A 19372-nucleotide genomic window follows, 5' to 3' on the forward strand; every position below is an offset into this window, starting at 1 on the left:
CGCCGGGGGCGTTGTCAGTGGCTGCCGATAGCTTGATCCCGTTGCGCCGTTCTGGCGTCGACGTCCCCTTTCGCATGCATGGGAGTGGTGTGTTGTCGGTCCGGGAGAAGTCGAGTACGGCGCGGGTGGTGCCACCCGCGCGGCCGCGGAAGCTCGCGAAGGTGCCGTTCGTGGAGCTGGCCGACGGGCGGTTGCAGGGTGTGGTGTCCAGCGGGTCGGACATCGGGCGGGTGTACGTGTCGTCCGTCGAGGCGGAGACGTACGCGTTCGCGTGCAGCACCAACAACAACCGGCCCTGCGGCGGGGCGCGCGGTGGTTTCTGCAATCACATACGTGCCCTCGTCGACGAGGCCGTGCTGCAGTACGGCGTCGAGCGCGTGGCGCGGTACCTGAAGGTCGAGGTCTCCGGCGAGGACCCGGATGCCCACACCGTCTTCAGTGCCATGAGCTACACGCGGCCCGCGCAGGGCGACAGATCGGCCGCGGCGCAGGTGTTCAGCCGGTTCCTGCGGCATCTGGCCTACCTCGAACTGGTCCCGGACACCGCTCCGCTGCCCGAGATGCAGTGGTTCCCGACAACGAGGGCGGTGGCGTGATGCGTGCCGATCTGCTGACCGACACCGTCGACGGGCTCGACGAGGCCCTCACGGCCGTGGACGGGTTCGACGAGGTCCTCGTGGGCGGCGTTCTCCGTCCGGGGCCCGCCCAGGCCGTCGGGCTGGCCGCTCTCGCCGAGGCCGTCGCCGGGTCACCGCTGGCCGGGCGGGTCGCCGAGGCGGCCGAGAAGACGGCCGCCGGGGCCGCCGGCGAGGACCACTTCGTGGCACTCGCCGCCGCTCGCACCGCGCTGCTCGGCTCCGTGCACGACGCGCTCCTCCTGCGGGTCGAGGAGGCCGTCGGGCGGGCGCGGGACGGGGAGAGCGGCACAACGGCGGCCGGCGGGGCGGAGCATGCGGTCAACCTGTGTGCCGCCGCCCGTAGTTGGCTGTGCGGTCTCGCGCGGGCCGGCTGGCGCGGCATCGACCACGAGGTGATCGCCGGTGCCGCGCCCGTCGTGTCCGCCATGCTGCCCGACCCGGGACTGCGCCGCCTGGCCACGCTGCTCGACGGCTTCGCCGCCGAACTCGCCGCGTCCTGCCCCGGCGCGACGCTGGAGCACGTTCCCGTACGACGGTGGGCCGACCTGTGGTCGCGCGCCATGCTGCTGTCCCTGCCCGGCGCGGCGACCGCCCCCGCGGTCGGCGGGGCGACCGGCCGGCTGCTGCCGCTCGGTGTCGACGTGCAGGAGCACGCCACCGCCGTACAGGCGCAGGTGCACGCGGTGTTCGAGCCGGCGGACGGTGGCACGCCGCGGCTGGTGCGGGCCTCGGTGTCCGCGCCGAAGCCCGACACCGTCGTCGGGGCGGGGCTGTGGCAGCTGCTCCGGCCGCGCCTGTCCCTGCTGGCCGCCGTGAGCGAGGGGCGTGCCATGGATCTCGACGCGATGCCCGTCACCGGTGAGGGCGATCTGATCTGGGACGACGCACGGGCCCGTACGGGCGAGCCCGCCGAGGTCTTCGCCACCGCGCGGGTGGCGCTGCCCGCCGCCGCGGCCTTCGCGACCGCTCCGCTCGACCGGCATCCGGCCCGGATCGCCGTGCCCGTCCTGCTGGAGGGGTACGCCGTGGAGGAGGACGAGGACGGGGTGGCGTTCCAGGTCGCCGGGCAGCGGCTCGCCGTCGACACCGACCGGGTTCCGGCCGCCGGTCCGCTCACCCCCGAGGTCGTCGCCTCGTCCGGTGCGTGTGTCGGGCTGCTGCGGTGGGACGCCGGGGAGTTCCTGCTCCAGCCGCTCGCCGTGGAGAGGACGGTGCGGAAGAAGAGCGTCGCCGTGCACGCCGGGGCCTGGGCCGGGGGGACGGCCGACAAGGCCGGCGTGCGCGCCGAGAAGGCCGCCACCGACGCCGTGAAGGTACTGCGTGAGCGCGCCGGAAAGCTGCTGCGGAAATGAGCGAACCGACCCTTGCGGGCGCTCCGGCGCCCGACCCCGACGAGAACCGGCGGCAGGTGCTGTACTGGCGTCTGCTGGCCCGCCTCTTCGATCCCGAGGAGCAGGCGTCCCTGGAGTCGGCGAGTCTGGCCGTGGTCGAGGACGTCGGCCTGCCGTCCGCCCTGCTGGACCCACAGGCGTCCGTCGACTCCGTGGTGCAGCGGCACCCGGAGCTGGCCGCCGAGTTCGACGGGCTGATGACGCCCGAGCCGGACGAGGACGGTGCGCGTGACCGGGCCGCCGAGGTGCGGCGCGCGGCGCTCGCGTCGAAGGTGCTGCTGAACGTCTTCGCCTCCGGCTCCGGCACCGTCACCGCCGAGCAGCTGGCGCGCTGGCAGTCGGACACGGGCTGGCTGGAGCGGGCGCTGGGCTGCCGGCCCGGCGAACTGCGGGGCGGACGCGGTGGTGTCAACCGCGCGGGTGGCGGGCAGGGCGTCAGCCCGGCCGGCACCGGCTTCGGCGGCCCCGCTCCCGACCTCAGCCGTCTGATCCCCGAGATCGGGCCGGAGCTGGGCTCCATCGAGGCCGGCCTCGTCAGGCGCATGCATCTGCGCGAGGTGCTGGCCGATCCCGCGCTGGCCTCCCGGCTGACGCCGAGCATGTCGCTGATCGAGCAGTTGCTGCGCGACAAGAACAACCTCTCCGGTGTCGCCCTCGCCAACGCCAAGGAGCTGATCCGGCGTTACGTCGACGAGGTCACCGAAGTGCTGCGCACCCAGGTGGAGAAGGCCACGGTCGGTGAACTCGACCGGTCCGTCCCGCCCAAGCGCGTCTACCGCAACCTCGATCTCGACCGCACCATCTGGAAGAACCTCACCAACTGGGACCCGGAGGAGGAGCGGCTCTACGTCGACCGGCTCTACTACCGGCACACCAGCCGCAGGACGACACCCCAGCGGCTGATCGTCGTCGTGGACCAGTCCGGTTCGATGGTCGACTCGATGGTCAACTGCACCATCCTGGCGTCCATCTTCGCCGGGCTGCCGAAGGTGGACGTCCACCTGATCGCGTACGACACGCAGGCGCTGGACCTCACGCCCTGGGCGCACGACCCGTTCGAGACGCTGCTGCGGACCAGACTCGGCGGCGGCACCGACGGCACCGTCGCCATGGCGCTCGCCCAGCCGAAGATCGCCGAGCCGCGCAACACCGTCGTGGTGTGGATCTCCGACTTCTACGAATGGCGCACCGACGAGCTGTTCGAGAGCATGGCCGCCGTTCACCGCTCGGGGGCGAAGTTCATCCCGGTGGGTTCGGTGACCAGTTCCGGGCGCGGCAGCGTCAACCCGTGGTTCCGGGAGAAGTTCAAGGACCTCGGTACGCCGGTGGTATCCGGTCACATCAAGAAGCTCGTGCACGAACTCAAGACGTTCCTCACGTGATCGGCGCAACGCCACACGTCCCCCTCTGATCACCACCGTACGAAAGGCTGTCCCTCATGTCCGACCTGTTGCGCGCCCCCGCCGAGATCAAGTACGCCGAGGAGCTCGACTGGCTGGAGTCGATCGACGACAACCCCAAGCCGTTCTCGTGGCGCCTGTCCCCGAAGATGGTCCGCCTGTTCGTCCTCGGCTCCGAGCGTGCCGACGGCCTGGACCGGGAGGTGTCGCAGAAGTGGTTCGGTGACCGCAGCTTCGTGGAGCGGTCGATCGTCACCCTCGCCTCCGACCGCGGTCTGCTGCTCATCGGTGACCCCGGCACGGGCAAGAGCTGGCTGGCCGAGCTGCTGTCCGCGGCGATCTGCCGCAACTCCACGCTGGTGGTGCAGGGCACGGCCGGCACCACCGAGGACCACATCAAGTACTCGTGGAACGTGTCGATGGTGATCGCCAAGGGCCAGTCGCGGGAGTCGATGATCCCCTCGCCGATCATGACCGCGATGGAGGCGGGTGCCATCGGCCGTTTCGAGGAGCTGACCCGGTCCACGAGCGACGTCCAGGACGCGCTGATCTCGATCCTCTCCGAGAAGTACATCTCGGTTCCCGAGCTGGAGAGCGGCGGCGGTGACGACAACATCGTCTTCGCCAAGCCCGGTTTCTCCGTCATCGCCACGGCCAACAGCCGCGACCGGGGCGTCAACGACCTCTCCTCCGCGCTCAAGCGCCGCTTCAACTTCGTACGCATCCCGGTCGTGACGAACAAGAAGAGCGAGGCGGAGATCGTCCGCTTCCGCACCGAGGAACTGCTGCGCCGGCACTCGATCGACCTGGACGTGCCGCCGACCCTGCTGGACGTGCTGCTGCGGAGCTTCGCCGACCTGCGCGCCTCCGCCGCCGCGGCCGGCAGCGACGACGAGAAGCTGGAGTCCGCGCTGTCGACGGCCGAACAGATCGGTGTGCTGGAGGACGCCGTCCTGCACAGCAACTTCTTCGGTGAGCGCACCCTGACCGCCCGTGCCCTCGCCTCCTCGCTGGTCGGCTCGCTCACCCGGCGCGAGCCCGAGGACCTGGCCATCCTCAACAAGTACCTGCACGGTGTCGTCGAGCCGCGCAGCAAGGAAGAGGGCGGCTCCTGGCCCGAGTTCCTCGAGGGCGGCCGCGACGCGATCGCCACCCTGTCATGAGCGGGGTCCGGGAGAACACGTCGTTCGCGTCGCTGCGCGGCCAACTGCAGGAGGCCGCAGCCACGTTCGCGGGCGGGCCGGACGCCCTGGAGGGCATCCTCCTCGGCATGGTCGACGACGTCGACCGGGCGGCGCGCGAGCCACTGGAGATCTTCCCCGTCTGCCACCACTCCCCCGCCTCGGCGCTCGCCATGGCCCGCCGGCTGCGCGAGAAGCAGCCCAAGGTGGTGTACCTGGAGCTGTGCGAGGACATGGCGCCGCTCCTGACCGAGCTGCGCAACTGCCGGCTGCCGGTGGCGGTGCAGGCGTTCGCCGGAGACGTCGACGGCTTCCCGGCCGACTGGGCCCCGCTGTCGGTGGTGGCGCCGGTCACGGAGGCGTCCGCCGAGTACCAGGCGATCGCGTACGCCCTGGACACGCCGGGCGTCGAGCTGGTGCTCGTCGACCGGTCGGCGGACCACGTCTTCCAGTGGGGCAGGAGGGGGGAGCAGGCGCAGGAGGGGGCCGAGCCTCCGGAGGAGGCGGAGGCCGCGCTGCACGGTGAGGCCGTCGGCGTCGAGATCGGCGACCTGCGGCCGCGCTTCGCCGAGCTGGAGGAGCACCTGCTGCGCCACGGCAAGGTGCGGCACTGGTCGGAGTGGTGGCACCAGTACGTCGAGGTCCCGCTCGGGGGCAGCGACCACGACACCTACCGCCAGGTGATGTTCCTCATCGGCAGCCTGTTCCGGCGGCTCGCCCCCGGAGAGGGGGCCCGGCTCCGGGTGGACGAGGACCGTGAGCGGTACATGTGGACCCGGATGCGCGAGCACCTGGCGGCGACCGGCACGGACCCGGAGGACTGTCTGTACGTGTGCGGGGCGTTCCACGCGGCCAGCCGCGTCGAGGAGTTCGGCGTACGGGGCGGCTCGGACACGTTCACGATCTCCCCGCGTACCGCCACCACCTGGCAGTACGGGCTGATTCCGTCCAGCCACGCGGCGATCGAGGCGCAGTTCGGCCTCGCCGCGGGCTCGGTGTCGATCGCGGCGACGGAGTGGGCGAAGGGCCTGAAGCGGACCCGTGTGGAGCCGTACGTGCTGGAGGGCCAGGCCGGCAGGAGGAAGTCCGCGGCCAAGAAGGCGGCCGTCGTCCCCGCTCCACCGTCCGAGGCCGCCGCGGACAGGCTGTCCGGCTTCCTGCGCAGGCCGCCCGTGCTCGACGGGCTCGACGAGGCCGAACTGCTCGGCTGGTCGGTGGACATCGTGCGCGCGGCCCGGCGCAACGGCTATCTCGCCTCCACCGCCGACGCCATCGCCGTCTTCGAGACGTCGATCCTGCTCGCCGGCATGCGGGACCGGGCCAAGCCGACGCCGTACGACTTCCAGGACGCGGCGGTCACCTGCATCGAGAAGGACAGCGTCCCGGGGCGGCGGGACGTGCGGCGCCTCGTCGAGATCATGATGGGCGGCGACCGGATCGGCCGGGTCGGGTACGACTCGCTGCCGCCGCTCGCCCGTGATGTGTACGACCGGCTCGCACCGCTGGAGCTGAAGCTCGAACAGCGCGGGGTGCGCCGGGCGCTGCTGGACATGGCCTCCCGGCCGGAACTGCGGGCGTGTTCCGACGTGCTGTGGATGCTGCGGCGCCTGCTGCCGCAGGGCGCGGCACGGCCGATCATGGGTGAGCGGCGGCTCGGTGAGCGGTCGATCCAGGAGTCGTGGGACCTGGCGCTCGGGACGCACCAGCGGGCTCTGATCGAGCTGGGCTACGAGGGTGTCAGCCTCGAGCAGGTCCTGGAGCAGCGGCTGCGGCGCGACGCGTACGGGCCGCAGGCGACCACGGCGACGGTGCTGGCGGCCGTCGAGGACACGCTCCTGTACCTGGGCGGCCGCCGGCTCGCCGACGAGCTCGGCACGCACGCGCTGAAGGTGCTCGCCGCCGAGCGCGGTGTCGACGGGGCGCCGGAGGTGCTGCGCCGGGCGCGTGCGCTGCTGGCGTACTACCGCACCAGTGAGCCGGTGCTGCCGGCGTGGATCGAGTCGTTCGTCAAGACCGGTTACGCCCACTACTGCACGCTGCTACCGACGGCGTTCCGGGACGAGGACGCGACGGTGGGGCAGGTCGCGGCGATGCTCGGCTTCCTGTTCTCCATGGAGAGCCTCGCGCTGTCGCTGGGCTGCGACCGGACCCAGCTGGAGCTCGCGGTCGCCCAGTCGCACCCGGAGGACCCGTCGAAGACGGCACTGCTGTGGGCGGCGCAGGTACAACTCGGCACCCTGTCCCGGGCCGAGCTGCGGGCGCGGTGCGACGAACTGCTGGACAACCCGCTGGTGGTGCCCTCCTACCCGCGCTACCTCAGCGGTTTCGTGCACGCGCTGGAGCCCGTGCCGGGGCTGGCGGACGTGGTGGTGGAGGCGGTGTCGAACGCGTTCGGGCGGCTGCCGGACCCGGTGCTGCTGCCGTGGCTGCCGCTGCTGATCACCACCCTGCGCTCCGGCGCGGCGGACCTCGCCCCGCTGATGGTCCGCGAGGCGGGGCGGATCTTCCCGGGCCGGCTGGCGGCGCTGGACGCGTGGGTGCCGCCGTGGCGGACACCGGAGACGGATCCGTTCGCCGTGGGGCCCGTGGCCGCTGTCCACCGTGGCGCGGCGCTGCCGGCCGCGCACCCGGCGACGTGCGACGCGGTCGCGGAGCTGCTCGGCTGCGACGGCGGCTGGGCGGCAGTGGCCGGTCCGTCCTCGTCGGAAGGCGCCGCGCTCACGGCTCGCCATCCGGAGACGGCCAGGGCCCTGGAGCACCTGCTCGCAGCCGGATGACAGCCGCGGCCGGGTCCCGGATTCACCGGGCCCCGGCCGCACCCGCACCGGAACGGGCGACGGCCACCGGCCCACTCGACGAGCCCTCAGCCGTGACAAGCGGGCAAGGGCTCCAGACCCTCCGGCACCCCGTACCCGAGGACCGCCGTGTACGCCTCCGCGCTGTCGCAGCCCCTGCCGGACCAGGCAGAGGCGAACAGGCTCCGGACCGGAAGGACGACGACGAGCGCCGAGCGCGTCCCCTTCGGCATGCCCGCGTCGTCCCTCCCCGCACAGCGGAACACACCGCACCCCGGTTCCGGGACCGGGTGACACGGACCCCCGTGGCGACGGCTCCGGACGCACCGCGCCACCGGCGCCTGCGTACACGGTCCTGCGGGGAACCGGACGGCCGTTCCCCCCGGCGCGGCGCTAACCGACCCGCTGCATCGCCTTCCGGTGCCGTTCCGCCATCGTGGCCCCGGACTCCCGGCGGGCCATCCTGCGCAGGACGGACGGTGCGAGGAGCAGCCCGGCGACCGCCCAGGCGCCCAGCACGCCCACCGTCTCCAGGTACCGCCAGGACGCGCCGACCTCGGCGGCGACCGCCTCGGCCGGCAGCAGGGCGGCCCGCAGACCGAGGCCGAGCCAGTACACGGGGAAGACCTGCCCCACGATCTGCAGCCACTCGGGCAGCTTCGACAGCGGGAAGTAGATCCCGGAGATCACGATCAGCCCCATCACCGGAAGCATCAGCAGGCCGACGGTGCGCGGGCTGTCGACGAGCGAGCCGATGACGGCGCCCATCGGCAGGGTCGCCAGGAGGCCCAGCGGCACCACCCACACCAGCGTCAGCAACGCCGCGCCGCCCTGCCGGGCCACCCCGTCCACCAGGAACACGCCGACGGCGAAGGGGAGCGCCATGGAGGCGAGGGCCGTGCCCGACACCATGACGACCTTGCCGACCAGGTGGCCGACCATGCCGTGGGGCACGGCCTTGGCCCGCAGCAGCGTGCCGTCCTCGCGCTCGGTCGCGAGCAGTTGCGCCGTGGTCATCATCCCGGTGAACGCGAGCGTCATGCCCACCATGCTCGGCAGCATGAACGCGCCGACCGAGATGCCCGCGCCCTTCAACTGCTCGTCCCCGACCAGGAACAGCGGCACCATGAGCAGGACCGTCCAGAGCACGTACCCGAACAGGTCCTGGCCGGAGGTGAAGGTCTGCCGGAGTTCCGTCAGGCCGCGCCGCGTTCCCAGCCTCGCCGCGTACCACACCGGACTCATCGCGATCCCTCCCCGAAAGCACGTGCCGCCCGCTCGCCGGGGCCGCTTCCCGTCTCCAGCTCCCGCACCATCGTCAGGTAGGTGTCCTCCAGGCTCGCCCGGCGCACCTCGAGACCGCCGATCGCCTCGCCGTGTTCCTCGAACAACCGGCGGACGAACCGGGTGGGTTCGGCCGTCGCCTGCTCGAAGGGCCGCCCGTCCCGGGTCCAGCGCACGGTGGCCTCCCCCGACACCTGCCGGGACAGCTCTCCGGCCGTGCCGTCGGCGACGATCCGGCCACCGGCCAGGATGAGGATCCGGTCGGCGAGCTTCTCCGCCTCGGCGAGGTCGTGCGTGGTCAGCAGAACGGTGGTCCTCTCGTCCGCGAGCCCGCGCACCAGGCCGTGGAACTCGTTCCTGGCCTCCGGGTCCAGACCGGCGGTCGGCTCGTCCAGGAACAGTGCTTCGGGCTTGCCCACGATGCCGACGGCCACGTCGAGACGTCTGCGCTGGCCACCCGACAGGGTGCCGACCCGCTTGTCCGCCTGCGCGGTCAGTCCCACCGCGGCGATGAGCTCGTCGGTGTCCCACGGCCGCCGGACGAGGGCGGTGGAGTACGGCGCGTAGTACGAGCCGAGGTGGGCCAGCAGTTCCCGCACCCGCCACTTGCCGTGGTCGCGCCAGGACTGCAGCACGATGCCCAGGCGCGCACGCCACCGCTCGTCCCCGCGGGCCGGATCGGAGCCGAGGACGGTCACCTCACCGGCCGACCTCATCCGGAAGCCTTCCAGGACCTCGATCGTGGTGGTCTTGCCCGCGCCGTTCGGGCCGAGCAGCACGAGGACTTCGCCCCGCCGGGCCGTGAAGTCCACGCCCCTCAGCACCTCTTGGTCGCGGTAGCGCATCCGCAGGTCCCGTACGTCGATGACCGTGTCGCCCTCCGGCGGCGGACTGATCTCCGCCCCGGACGAAGCGTGAGCGGTCGTCATCGGTGTTCCCCCGTCCGTCTCGTGAGCTGTCCCAGGGTCCAGGGGCCGAAGGGCGTGCCGACGTCCGTGGTCATGGAACGCGTCACGGCTGTGGTCGCCGTTGCCCGTCGGCGGCAGCCGTTCGGCCCTTCCCCGGCGAACACACTACCGAACGGCCAGGACTTCCCTTGCTGTTCCACCGGCCCGGGGAACCCTCCCGGCCACAGCACCCGTTCGAGCCCTCGTCCCGGCAGGCGGCCCACCGGTGCTCCACGCGCCGGGGGAAGAGCGAGGCCGCAGGAGTCTCAGCGCTTCCGGTCACCCAGGGCCGCGGCGACCGCCAGAGCGGCGCCGACGAGAAGCGGCACCGTCATCGCGGCGAGCAGCCACCCGGACACGTCCGGGTCGGGCGTGGAACGCCACAGTATTCCGCAGCCCGTGAGCAGGGTGAGGCCGATGAGCGTGCTGAACGACAACAGGGCCCGTACGATCCGTTGTGCCGATGCGCGGCTGCCTGGCCTGTCGAGAAGGGACGAGGGGGTTCCGGCGGCGAACGGCGGTTTGCCGGGGCCCGGCAGTTCGTCGCGTGGCGTCATGCGCAGGGCCAGCTCGGCGCAGCAGGTCATCAGCACCGTCATGCCCGTGTACACGAAGACCAGGACGAACGCGCTGCCGATCGACCGGTCCGTCCAGGCGTCCACTCCGTCGACACCGATGTGCTTCGGTATCCGCTCCGGCAGGTGGGGGTAGCGGAGCACGCCCCAGGCCCACATGACGGCGAGGATGACGACGTTGGGGAGCAGCCAGAGCCGGATCGGGGAGGAAAGCACCCTGACACCGGCCGTCCGGGGGCGGTGTGAGAAGGCGGGCATGGCAAGAACCTCGCAGTGCTCCGGCTCCCGGGCAATCGAGTTCCCGGCCGGACGCCTGTGCGTTCGGGCGAACGGCGCGGACCCGTCCTCGGTACCACCACTCCGCCCGTCGGCATGAGTGCGGACCCGGCCGCGGACGACGGGTCGCCGCCGGGCCCACGCCGGCGCCTCACCCGCTGTGGACGATCTGGATCAGGTTGCCGCAGGTGTCGTCCAGGACCGCGGTGGTGACCGGACCCGTCTCGAGCGGCTCCTGGGTGAAGTACACCCCGAGCCCACGCAGCCGGTCGAACTCCGCCCGTACGTCGTCCACGGCGAAGGAGGCCGCCGGGATGCCGTCCTGGGCCAGCGCCGCCCTGTACGGCTGCACCCCGGGATGGCCGGAGGGCTCGAGCAGCAGTTCCGTCCCGTCGGGGTCCTCCGGCGAGACCACGGTCAGCCATCGGTCCGCGCCCATCGGGACGTCGCTCTTCTTCACGAAGCCCAGCACGTCGGTGTAGAAGCGCATGGCCTTCTCCTGGTCGTCGACGAAGACGCTGGTGAGGTGGATCCTCATGGGGTGCCCTCCGGGGGGCCGGGCCTGAGCCATCGGGTCACGATGTGCTCGAGGGGTTCGGTGTTCAGGTCGTGGAACTTGTAACGGCCCTGGCGCCTCGAGACGACCAGACCCGCGGACTCCAGTACGGCCAGATGCTGGCTGATCGCCTGACGTGACAGCCCCAGGCCGTGCTCGGCCGCCAACCGCGCGCATATCTCGAACAGGGTCCGGCCGTCCCGCTCCACCAGCTCGTCGAGGATGCGGCGGCGGGTGGGGTCGGCCAGCGCCTTGAAGACGTCCTCCGCCATGACCACCACCATAGGCAAGCGTTGACTTGCATGACAAGTCGAGGACCGTACCGTCGGGCGCACCGGAGGCGCGAGGGGAGGCGGATGCGGTCGCGCGCCCTCCACCGTCGGGCGGCGGCCCGCCGAACACCTTCTCCCCTGCCGGGATCAACCCGCGGCCGCGACGCGTGTTCCTGCCGACGTCCAGACCGAGGGGGACGCCCGCGCCGCCGGCGGCACCACCTTCGGATCATCCGGCCGACAGGGGGCAGAAGTCATTCCGGGCCCGGAAGCCGGCGCCCTGCCGCAGGACCGTCGAGGAGACGACGGGGCACTCCGGAACCCGGCCCGGCGAAAGATCGCGTGGGCGGTGTTTGGAAGCGCTTCGGCGGTAAAGACGATGCACTAACAGAAACTTTATACAACGAGGTAGGAGACGTGTCATGGGAATCATCGCTTGGATCCTCATCGGCCTGCTCGCGGGCTTCATCGCCAAGGCGCTGATGCCGGGCAAGGACCCCGGCGGCGTCATCATCACCATGCTCATCGGCATCGCGGGTGGTCTCCTCGGCGGCTGGCTCGGCAAGGTGATCTTCGGAGTCGACTCCATCGACGGCTTCTTCGAACTGTCCACCTGGATCGCCGCCATCGTCGGCTCCGTCATCCTGCTCGCCCTCTACCGCCTGATCACCGGCAACCGCCACTCCCACCGCCACGCCTGATCCGGCGCTCGCCCCACACGGAACGGCTCCTCGTCCCACGCGACGAGGAGCCGTTCCTTTTCCGGTCCGGAAATCCGGAAGTCCGGACGAACGGCGTCCGAACGCTCGCGGCGGCGCCGCTCCCGGGACCGGGAAAGCGCCGGGGGGCGGGACCGTTCGGAACGGCATCCGCTTCCACTCCAGGGGGCCGACCGGTACGGCTTCCTCCCCCGGCGGGCCGGGGCTGCCCGAACCGGAAGCCGGTCAGCTCGTCGTCGTGGATCGGCGGAGCGGCGACCGAGTCGTCGGCCCGGAGACAGCCCATGGGACAACCGTGGTTCTCGTGCCGGTACATGCAGACGGCGCGGTCCCCGGTTCGGACCGAGGTCGCGCGGTCGGTCCGGTTCGGACCGACGTCGTGCGGCCGTTCATGCGACTGCCGACGTCCGGCGTGCTGCCGGAAGCCGGGAGGGAGTCGGGGCGACCGGCTCGGGGTGCACGCGCATGGTCTACGGCTACCACATGGGCGTTCCGCCGGCGGCGGGCGAGGACACCTCCCGGCAGCGGCTGCCCCGCAAGTCCCGGGACATGGCGGACTACGCACCCGGCGTGCGCATCGCCCGGACCGACGGCACCGCTCCGCCCGCCGCCGCGCTGCTCCAGCCCGGTGACCTGGTGCTGTTCAACGCCGACTCCGGCGACGACCGGCAGACGGCCACGGTCGACCACGTCGGCATCCACCTGGGCGAGGACGCGGCCGGCGAACGCCGTTTCCTCTCCAGCCGCAAGACCGTCAACGGGCCCACCATGGCAGACCTCGGCGGCGCCTCGCTGCTGGACGGCACGGGCACCTACGCCAGGACCCTGCACACCGTGCACCGCGTCTGACGCCATGTCACGCGGACCGGTTCGCGGCGGCACGAGGAGCACGGGCCGTGCACCGGGACGAGCCGCCGGCGGTCGGTGCGGCCGTCCATGCGGACGGCGGAGGCCCGGCCCTCGGGGCGGTCGCTCGCGGCGTGGATCGCGGAGAGGCAGTCGACGATGCCGACCTGGACGCCGAGGTCCGCGGCGCGGACGGCGCGGGCGGCCGGGCCGTGGCCGGGCAGAAGGTGGCAGGGGGCTCGGACGGCCGCCGTGAGATCCCTCCAGCCGGGGTCCGTCCCGCCCTCGAGGTGGCCGATCCGGGCCGGGCACGCACGGCCCGACGGCGGGCGGCGTCCGTACGGGGAGCGCAGGGCGAGGGAGGGCCGGGCCACACAGCACGGGCGTCTCACATGTTGGTACGCCGTTTCTGGCCAGTGAGATGTCTGAGATCGTTGTACGGCCCACACTGTTCGCGCGGCCTCCCGCGAGGTGGACGCGTGGCGCGGTGCGGGCCGCCGGTGTACGCCGCCGGTGACCGTTCCTCCCCGGAAAGACCGTGAAATGCCCGCACCAACCACCGGCCCGGCCCCCGTCAACTCTCGGTCCCGGGTCCTCATCGCGAGCCTCATCGGCACGACGATCGAGTTCTACGACTTCTACATCTACGCGACCGCCGCCGTCCTGGTCTTCCCCAAGCTCTTCTTCCCGAGCAGCGACCCGACGACGGCGCTGCTGTCGTCCTTCGCGGTGTTCGGCGCCGCGATGGTCGCCCGCCCGATCGGCGCCGTGGTCTTCGGACACCTCGGCGACCGGCTCGGCCGCAAGGGCACGCTGGTGGCCTCGCTTCTCACCATGGGCATCGCCACCTTCCTCATCGGCGTACTGCCCACCTACGCGCAGGCCGGCTGGGTCGCCACCGCGCTGCTGGTGCTGATGCGGCTCGCGCAGGGCTTCGCACTCGGCGGCGAGTGGAGCGGCGCGGCCCTGGTCGCCACCGAGAACGCCCCGAAGGGCAAGCGCGCCCTCTACGGCACGTTTCCGCAACTGGGCGCCCCGCTCGGCTTCATCATCGGCAACGGGCTCTTCCTGATCATCGGCGCGCTGCTGCCGTCCACGGCGGGCGCCGACCCGTCCCAGCCCTCGGAGGCCTTCCTGAGCTGGGGCTGGCGCATCCCGTTCCTGTTCTCCGCGGTGATGGTCGCGATCGGCCTGTGGGTGCGCATGCGCCTGGTGGAGGCGCCCGTCTTCTCCAGGACCCGCGAGGCCGGACTGGTGCGCAAGCTGCCGCTGGCCACCGTCTTCCGCAGCCACTGGAAGCAACTGCTCCTCGGTACCTTCTTCATGCTGGCGACGTACGTGCTCTTCTACCTGATGACCACGTTCTCGCTGAGCTACGGCCGTACGCCCGAGGACGCCGCCGTGCCCGGCCTGGGGTACAGCTACACCACCTTCGTCCTGATGATGATCTTCGGGGTGCTGTTCTTCGCCGTGTTCACCCTGGTCTCCGGTCCGCTCGCGGACAGGTACGGCCGGCGCTCCACGCTGATCGCGGTCACCGCCGGGATCCTGGTCTTCGGGCTGGTGTGGGTGCCGCTGATCGGCCTGGGCACGCCGGGCGTGGTGCTGTGGCTGGTGCTCGGCTTCACGCTGATGGGCATGACGTTCGGCCCGATGGGCGCGCTGCTGCCGGAACTCTTCCCGACGAGCGTGCGCTACACGGGCTCCGGGATCTCCTACAACGTCAGCTCGATCCTCGGCGCGGCCGTCGCCCCGTTCATAGCGGTCGCCCTGTGGCAGGCCGGCGACGGCTCGCCGTGGCTGGTCGGCGTCTACCTCTCCGCGATGGCGCTGCTGACCCTGGTCGCGCTGCTGCTGGGCAAGGAGACGAAGGACGTCGGCCTCGACGAGGGCGAGGCCCCTGCCGGCCTCGACCAGGCCGAGGCTCCCGCCGCCACCGCGGCCCGCTGAACCGTCCGGCGGCCCGCCGAGGCCCTCCGCACCCGTGCACCGGGCGCGGAGGGCCTCGGTGTCTTCGGCCCGGCCGCAGGTGGACATCTCCGTTCCGCAACTCCTGTCCCTGTACCCGCCCCTCATCCACTACCGGCTCACCCTCGCCGTGCCCGTCCTCAGTCGACCTTCCGCACTCGTGCGGCGGTCCGCTCGGCGAGCTCGCGGACGCCCTCGGCGGCGTTGCCCGAGAGCTCGCCGAGTACGGCGTCGGCGGCGGTGAGGAGGACACGGGCCTCCTCGGGGCGGCCCGCGTCGGTCAGGGCGAGGCTGGGCCGGTAGCGCTCCGCGGCGATGAAGCGGCCGAGGTCGACCCGCCGCCAGTGGCGCGGCGAGTCGTCGCCGGGGTGGCCGAGGCGTCGCGCACGGCGGCCAGGCTGTCCACCGCCTGCGGCGGGTCGCCCAGGGCGCCGAGCGGCAGCAGCAGCGCGGCCAGGGCGAGGGTGTAGATGTTGATGATCCACAGGACCGTGCTCTGGGAGGCGCCGAGTTCCACGGCCATGTGGGTCTGCGCGACGTTCAGTCCGGTCACCGAGGCGATGACCGCCATCAGGGCGATGGAGACGGTGGTCAGGATCATGCGCAGCCGGCGCGCGTCGGGGGCACCCCGGTCACTGGCCTGCGCGGCCGGTACGGGCTGGTTCGTACTCATGGACTCCTCTCGGAGGGCATGCCGGGGCGGGACCGGTCGCCGGGTGAAGGGGGGTGGACGGGGCCCGGGCCGCCGTACGCGTCGAGGACGTACGGCGGTCGGTGCCGCGCCGGATGTCGGAGGGCTGGGGCCCCGCCCTGAGGACGAAGCCGCGGCCCGTGTCGTCGGACAGGTCCCGCACCGGCGGCTTCGGACCGTTCGGGGCCTCGGTACGGGCCTCCCCCGGGTGGCGACCGCGGTCCCGCCGGGCAGCGCGTCGCTCGCGTACGGGGAAGTCGTCACAGCCATGGCCTCCTGTCCCTCTCGTGCGCCGGTCCCGGACGCTGCGGACCGTCTGCACACGACGCCGAGCCGGGTTTGCCCCTCAGGCATAGAGTGTTGCTCATGACGCAAGAAGACGAAGATCTGGACAGCCTCGTACGCAAACGCATCCGCGCCCTGCGGGTGGCGCAGGGCTGGTCCCTGGAGGAACTGGCCTCCCGCGCCCACCTCAGCCAGTCCTCGCTGAGCCGCATCGAGAACGGCCGGCGCCGCCTCGCGCTGGACCAGCTGGTCACCCTCGCCCGCGCCCTGGACACCACGCTCGATCAGCTCGTGGAGACCGCAACCGAGGACGTCGTCACCAGCCCGACGATCGACGGCGCCCACGGCCGGATGCGCTGGACCGTCAAGGCCGACCCCGGGATGAGCGTGGTGCGCCAGCGCATGACCGGACCGCCCCCCGAGAACCCGGCGCGCATGCGCGCCCACCCGGGACGCGAATGGCTCGTCGTCCTGTCCGGCACGGCGATCCTCGTGCTCGGCCACCGCCGCTTCCGCCTCGAGACCCATCAGGCCGCCGAGTTCCCCACGATGATGCCGCACGCGATCGGCGCCGACGGCGGACCCTGCGAGATCCTGGGCATCTTCGACCGCGACGCCCGCCGCGGCCACCAGAGCGACAGCGACGACTCCCAGGGCGCTCCCGGGTGACGGCGAGGCCGCATGACGGCCCTCCCCGGCGGTGTCCTCTTGCGCGTCGGGCAACGCCCTCGGCCATCGTCTTGCGTGAACCGGGATACTTCATGCCGCATACGCATATTCGCCCTAGCGTGAAGGACATGAACCACGCCCACACCCCCGCCCCCCGCCACGGCGCTCCGCACGGTCACCCCCACGAACACGCGACAAACGGCCAGGCGGAGATCCTCGACCTGGACGCCGAGATCCTCACCGAGCACACCGCCTCCCTCACCGCGTGGCTGCCGCTGCGGACCACCCCGCACCACATCGTGGACCTGGGCTGCGGCACGGGCGCAGGCACCTTCGCCCTCCTCGACCGCTTCCCCGACGCACACGTCATCGCCGTCGACGCCTCCGCCGAACACCTGCAGCGTCTGCGCACCAAGGCGCGCGCCCGCGGCGTCGAGGAACGCGTGCGCACGGTGCGGGCCGACCTCGACGAAGCGGCCTGGCCCGACCTCGGCTCACCGGACCTGGTCTGGGCGTCGGCCTCGATGCACCACATGGCCCGACCCGACCGCACACTGCGCAACGTTCACGACGTGCTCGCGCCCGGCGGCTTGTTCGCCGTCGTCGAACTGGCCGGCCACCCCCGCTTCCTGCCCGAGAACGCCCCCGAGGACCGGCCCGGTCTGGAAGAGCGCGTCCACGCCGCAGCCGACCGCCGCCAGGCAGCGCACCTGCCCCACCGCGGCGCCGACTGGGGCCCGATGCTGACCGCAGCCGGCTTCACCGTCGAGGGCGAACGCACCGTCGCCGTGAACCTCGAAGGCTCGCGCAGCGAAGCGATCGGCCGCTACGCCACCGGCGTCCTGCAGCGCATCCGCAGCGCCATCGCAACGGGGCTCTCCCCCGAGGACCTCACCGCGCTCGACCGGCTCCTCGACACCGGCGGTCCGCACAGCATCCTGCGCCGCGACGACCTGACGGTACGCACCGAGCGCACCGTCTGGGCCGCCCGCCGCACCTGACCACGGATGGTTCCTGCCGCCAGGGCGGGCCCGCCACCGAACCCGTGTACAGCACACCTCCGTACAGGCGTCGTTGCTGGTGGCGCGCCGGTCGCGGCCATCATGCCGGCGGCATGCACAGCCCTTCCTCCCCGCAGCGGTTCCGGCCCTCCGCCCCCGCGGCTCCCGCCGAGTTCGCCGCGTCCTTCACCTTCCCCCCTTGCCCAGGATCCGGTCCAGCCGGTGCCTGCCGCGCCATACCCTGCCCGCGGCGAGCCGCTCCACGTGCACTTCCCCCGGTGAGTCCCGGCGGTGTGTACCGGCCTCGGCGAAACGAGAACAACCGATGGCCCCGACCGCTTCGGTCGGGGCCATCGGTGGAGCGATGTGTCCGAGGGGGGACTTGAACCCCCACGCCCGATAAAGGGCACTAGCACCTCAAGCTAGCGCGTCTGCCATTCCGCCACCCGGACAAGGTGTGCGTCGCCTCGGCGGGGTGCTCCCCCGTGGCGACACGGACAACCATACCAAGGTTTCGCAGCACCTTTCACCTGCGTTTTCCGTGCCTGCGGGCGGCGGTGGGCGGGGGCACGGTAGGTGTCCGGGCGGTGACGTGCGCCGGGGCGTGGGCCGGGACGCTCAGCGGCGCCGCCCGCGCAGGGCCGCCAGGTTGTCGTAGCTGATCTTGGCCTCGCGCAGCGACTGCGCCGGGTCGGTGGCGCTCGGGGAGTTGTCGTCCTCGACCATCGGGTTGTGGTAGTTCCGCTGCCCGACGCGGGAGAAGAACGTCGTGTAGTCGATGACGCCCGTTCCGAAGGGCACCATGTCGTAGCCCATGCCGTTGGTCGTGCTGACGACGCCGTCCTTGGCGTGGAACAGCGGGTAGCGCTTGTTGTTGCGGGCGACCAGGCCGGCCGGGTCGAAGACCTCCCTTCGGGTGGAGCCGTCGTGGGCGGTGTACGTGTGGAACTTGTACTGGGCGACGTGCGCCCAGAAGATGTCCATCTCCAGCCAGACGAGCCGGGGATCGGTGACCTTCAGGAAGTACTCCAGCTTCCGGATGCCGGAGCTGCGGGTCGGCCGGCCCCGGTCGTCCAGCGGACCGCCGTCGAGCAGGAAGCCGTAGGCGCTGTCGTGGTTGTGGGTGTAGAGCTTGATGCCCTCGCACCGGGCGATCTCTCCGAGGGCGTTCCACTTGTCGGCGGCCACGTCCCAGTCGGCGCGGTAGGAGCTTCCGGTGGGGTCGCCGCCGGTGCCCATGTGGTCCATGCCGAGGATGTTGGCGATCTCCAGGTGCTTCTTGAAGGTGTCCTTGTCGGCCGTGGTGAGCGGCCAGGAGGGCGGGACGAAGCCGTGGTTGCCCTGGGCGCGCAGCCCGTGGTCGTCGAGCCAGCGGCGCAGCAGCCTGGCACCCTGGACGGATTCCAGGTTGTCACCGCCGGGCGCGTTGGCGTGCTGGCGGTAGCCGGCGAACTCCACCTGGCGGTAGCCGTGGCGGGCCAGCTGCTTGAACACCTCGCGGAAGCCGGAGGGCAGGTCGCTCGCGAGGGGGTCGCGGGCGGTGGCGTCACGGACGGTGTAGAGGATGATGCCGCGCTTGTGCGGCGGGACGAGCACCTGTCCGCGCCCGTGTCCGTGGCCGTGGTCCCTGCCCCGGTCGTGGGCCAGGGCGGGGGCGGCGCCGAAGACGGGGGCGGCGACGGCTCCGGCCGCCACGGCGGTGCAGGTGCCGAGGAAACGGCGCCGGTCCACACCGAGGGTGCGGCGCAGTCCCTCGTCCGGGGTGCCGGCGGCTTCGGTGCGTGAGGGGTCGGAGTACGGGGTCACGAGTGGCCTGCCTTCTCGGTCGTGGCCGGCTCCGGTCCCGCCGGGACCGGCCGTTGTCAGTGCCGTGTGTTT

17 protein-coding genes, 1 tRNA gene and 1 pseudogene are annotated in these 19372 nt (G+C 72.1%); 10 read left to right on the plus strand and 9 right to left on the minus strand.

The features are described 5' to 3' along the window. Positions 1-74: 74 nt before the first annotated feature. From KYY02_RS08565 to KYY02_RS08585, 5 genes are read left to right on the plus strand one after another with little or no spacing between them, the layout of a single operon-like run. Positions 75-596 (plus strand): hypothetical protein, encoded by a 522-nt coding sequence (locus KYY02_RS08565; protein WP_371237020.1) that lies wholly within the window; start codon positions 75-77, stop codon positions 594-596. Continuing rightward, positions 596-1990, plus strand: a complete 1395-nt coding sequence (locus KYY02_RS08570) for a hypothetical protein (RefSeq protein WP_371237116.1) — start codon at positions 596-598, stop codon at positions 1988-1990. The genes KYY02_RS08565 and KYY02_RS08570 overlap by 1 nt, the downstream gene beginning before the upstream one ends. Then, positions 1987-3411 (plus strand): vWA domain-containing protein, encoded by a 1425-nt coding sequence (locus KYY02_RS08575; RefSeq protein ID WP_371237022.1) that lies wholly within the window; start codon positions 1987-1989, stop codon positions 3409-3411. The genes KYY02_RS08570 and KYY02_RS08575 overlap by 4 nt, the downstream gene beginning before the upstream one ends. Before the next feature lie 56 nt (positions 3412-3467). Further along, complete coding sequence (locus KYY02_RS08580) at positions 3468-4592, plus strand: ATP-binding protein (protein ID WP_371237023.1); 1125 nt, start codon at positions 3468-3470, stop codon at positions 4590-4592. Then, positions 4589-7387 carry a DUF5682 family protein gene (locus tag KYY02_RS08585; protein WP_371237025.1) on the plus strand — a complete coding sequence of 933 codons (2799 nt, stop codon included), beginning with the start codon at positions 4589-4591 and terminating at the stop codon, positions 7385-7387. Before KYY02_RS08580 ends, KYY02_RS08585 begins: the two co-directional genes overlap by 4 nt. 86 nt (positions 7388-7473) lie before the next feature. Here KYY02_RS08585 and KYY02_RS08590 read toward each other — a convergent pair whose 3' ends face one another. The 6 genes from KYY02_RS08590 to KYY02_RS08615 all read right to left on the minus strand — a co-directional run bounded on the left by KYY02_RS08590 (position 7474) and on the right by KYY02_RS08615 (position 11315). Next, positions 7474-7638 (minus strand): hypothetical protein, encoded by a 165-nt coding sequence (locus KYY02_RS08590; protein ID WP_371237026.1) that lies wholly within the window; start codon positions 7636-7638, stop codon positions 7474-7476. A 160-nt stretch (positions 7639-7798) separates the two neighbouring features. Beyond that, positions 7799-8650 carry an ABC transporter permease gene (locus tag KYY02_RS08595; RefSeq protein WP_371237027.1) on the minus strand — a complete coding sequence of 284 codons (852 nt, stop codon included), beginning with the start codon at positions 8648-8650 and terminating at the stop codon, positions 7799-7801. Next, complete coding sequence (locus KYY02_RS08600; protein ID WP_371237028.1) at positions 8647-9618, minus strand: ABC transporter ATP-binding protein; 972 nt, start codon at positions 9616-9618, stop codon at positions 8647-8649. Before KYY02_RS08600 ends, KYY02_RS08595 begins: the two co-directional genes overlap by 4 nt. 284 nt (positions 9619-9902) lie before the next feature. Next, positions 9903-10469 (minus strand): DUF1648 domain-containing protein, encoded by a 567-nt coding sequence (locus KYY02_RS08605; RefSeq protein WP_371237030.1) that lies wholly within the window; start codon positions 10467-10469, stop codon positions 9903-9905. A 169-nt stretch (positions 10470-10638) separates the two neighbouring features. Continuing rightward, entirely contained in the window at positions 10639-11025 is a 387-nt protein-coding gene (locus KYY02_RS08610) for a VOC family protein (protein ID WP_371237031.1), read from the minus strand. Next, the gene (locus tag KYY02_RS08615; RefSeq protein ID WP_371237032.1) at positions 11022-11315 is read right to left on the minus strand and encodes an ArsR/SmtB family transcription factor; all 294 of its coding nucleotides are present in this window, start codon (positions 11313-11315) and stop codon (positions 11022-11024) included. Before KYY02_RS08615 ends, KYY02_RS08610 begins: the two co-directional genes overlap by 4 nt. A 422-nt stretch (positions 11316-11737) precedes the next feature. Here KYY02_RS08615 and KYY02_RS08620 point away from each other — a divergent pair, with 422 nt between their 5' ends. The 3 genes from KYY02_RS08620 (at position 11738) to KYY02_RS08630 (ending at position 14830) form a co-directional block, all read left to right on the plus strand. Then, on the plus strand, positions 11738-12016 hold the full coding sequence (locus tag KYY02_RS08620; RefSeq protein ID WP_371237033.1) for a GlsB/YeaQ/YmgE family stress response membrane protein: 279 nt from the start codon (positions 11738-11740) through the stop codon (positions 12014-12016). A gap of 483 nt (positions 12017-12499) precedes the next feature. Continuing rightward, entirely contained in the window at positions 12500-12883 is a 384-nt protein-coding gene (locus KYY02_RS08625) for an NlpC/P60 family protein (protein WP_371237034.1), read from the plus strand. 540 nt (positions 12884-13423) lie between these two features. Beyond that, complete coding sequence (locus tag KYY02_RS08630) at positions 13424-14830, plus strand: MFS transporter (RefSeq protein ID WP_371237035.1); 1407 nt, start codon at positions 13424-13426, stop codon at positions 14828-14830. A gap of 436 nt (positions 14831-15266) precedes the next feature. On the opposite strand, the pseudogene KYY02_RS08635 reads toward KYY02_RS08630, so the two are convergent. Continuing rightward, positions 15267-15521, minus strand: a pseudogene (locus KYY02_RS08635) (MFS transporter); the annotation flags it as partial. Positions 15522-15905: 384 nt separating this feature from the next. Between KYY02_RS08635 and KYY02_RS08640 the strand changes: the two are divergent. Both KYY02_RS08640 and KYY02_RS08645 read left to right on the plus strand, forming a co-directional pair. Continuing rightward, positions 15906-16493 (plus strand): helix-turn-helix domain-containing protein, encoded by a 588-nt coding sequence (locus KYY02_RS08640; RefSeq protein WP_371237036.1) that lies wholly within the window; start codon positions 15906-15908, stop codon positions 16491-16493. A gap of 128 nt (positions 16494-16621) precedes the next feature. Next, positions 16622-17494 (plus strand): class I SAM-dependent methyltransferase, encoded by an 873-nt coding sequence (locus KYY02_RS08645; RefSeq protein ID WP_371237037.1) that lies wholly within the window; start codon positions 16622-16624, stop codon positions 17492-17494. Positions 17495-17861: 367 nt separating this feature from the next. Here the strand turns inward: KYY02_RS08645 and KYY02_RS08650 are convergent. Then, a tRNA-Leu gene (locus KYY02_RS08650) sits at positions 17862-17946 on the minus strand. A gap of 166 nt (positions 17947-18112) precedes the next feature. Further along, entirely contained in the window at positions 18113-19300 is a 1188-nt protein-coding gene (locus KYY02_RS08655; RefSeq protein WP_371237038.1) for a sugar phosphate isomerase/epimerase family protein, read from the minus strand. Positions 19301-19372: the final 72 nt, after the last annotated feature.

The organism is Streptomyces pimonensis (genome assembly GCF_041380215.1).
In the GTDB taxonomy this organism is placed as follows: domain Bacteria; phylum Actinomycetota; class Actinomycetes; order Streptomycetales; family Streptomycetaceae; genus Streptomyces; species Streptomyces pimonensis.

Coding starts and splice junctions, on each gene's coding strand:
- KYY02_RS08565 (WP_371237020.1), top strand. CDS start 75: ATGCATGGGAGTGGTGTGTTGTCGGTCCGGGAGAAGTCGAGTACGGCG.
- KYY02_RS08570 (WP_371237116.1), top strand. CDS start 596: ATGCGTGCCGATCTGCTGACCGACACCGTCGACGGGCTCGACGAGGCC.
- KYY02_RS08575 (WP_371237022.1), top strand. CDS start 1,987: ATGAGCGAACCGACCCTTGCGGGCGCTCCGGCGCCCGACCCCGACGAG.
- KYY02_RS08580 (WP_371237023.1), top strand. CDS start 3,468: ATGTCCGACCTGTTGCGCGCCCCCGCCGAGATCAAGTACGCCGAGGAG.
- KYY02_RS08585 (WP_371237025.1), top strand. CDS start 4,589: ATGAGCGGGGTCCGGGAGAACACGTCGTTCGCGTCGCTGCGCGGCCAA.
- KYY02_RS08590 (WP_371237026.1), bottom strand. CDS start 7,638: ATGCCGAAGGGGACGCGCTCGGCGCTCGTCGTCGTCCTTCCGGTCCGG.
- KYY02_RS08595 (WP_371237027.1), bottom strand. CDS start 8,650: ATGAGTCCGGTGTGGTACGCGGCGAGGCTGGGAACGCGGCGCGGCCTG.
- KYY02_RS08600 (WP_371237028.1), bottom strand. CDS start 9,618: ATGACGACCGCTCACGCTTCGTCCGGGGCGGAGATCAGTCCGCCGCCG.
- KYY02_RS08605 (WP_371237030.1), bottom strand. CDS start 10,469: ATGCCCGCCTTCTCACACCGCCCCCGGACGGCCGGTGTCAGGGTGCTT.
- KYY02_RS08610 (WP_371237031.1), bottom strand. CDS start 11,025: ATGAGGATCCACCTCACCAGCGTCTTCGTCGACGACCAGGAGAAGGCC.
- KYY02_RS08615 (WP_371237032.1), bottom strand. CDS start 11,315: ATGGCGGAGGACGTCTTCAAGGCGCTGGCCGACCCCACCCGCCGCCGC.
- KYY02_RS08620 (WP_371237033.1), top strand. CDS start 11,738: ATGGGAATCATCGCTTGGATCCTCATCGGCCTGCTCGCGGGCTTCATC.
- KYY02_RS08625 (WP_371237034.1), top strand. CDS start 12,500: ATGGTCTACGGCTACCACATGGGCGTTCCGCCGGCGGCGGGCGAGGAC.
- KYY02_RS08630 (WP_371237035.1), top strand. CDS start 13,424: ATGCCCGCACCAACCACCGGCCCGGCCCCCGTCAACTCTCGGTCCCGG.
- KYY02_RS08640 (WP_371237036.1), top strand. CDS start 15,906: ATGACGCAAGAAGACGAAGATCTGGACAGCCTCGTACGCAAACGCATC.
- KYY02_RS08645 (WP_371237037.1), top strand. CDS start 16,622: ATGAACCACGCCCACACCCCCGCCCCCCGCCACGGCGCTCCGCACGGT.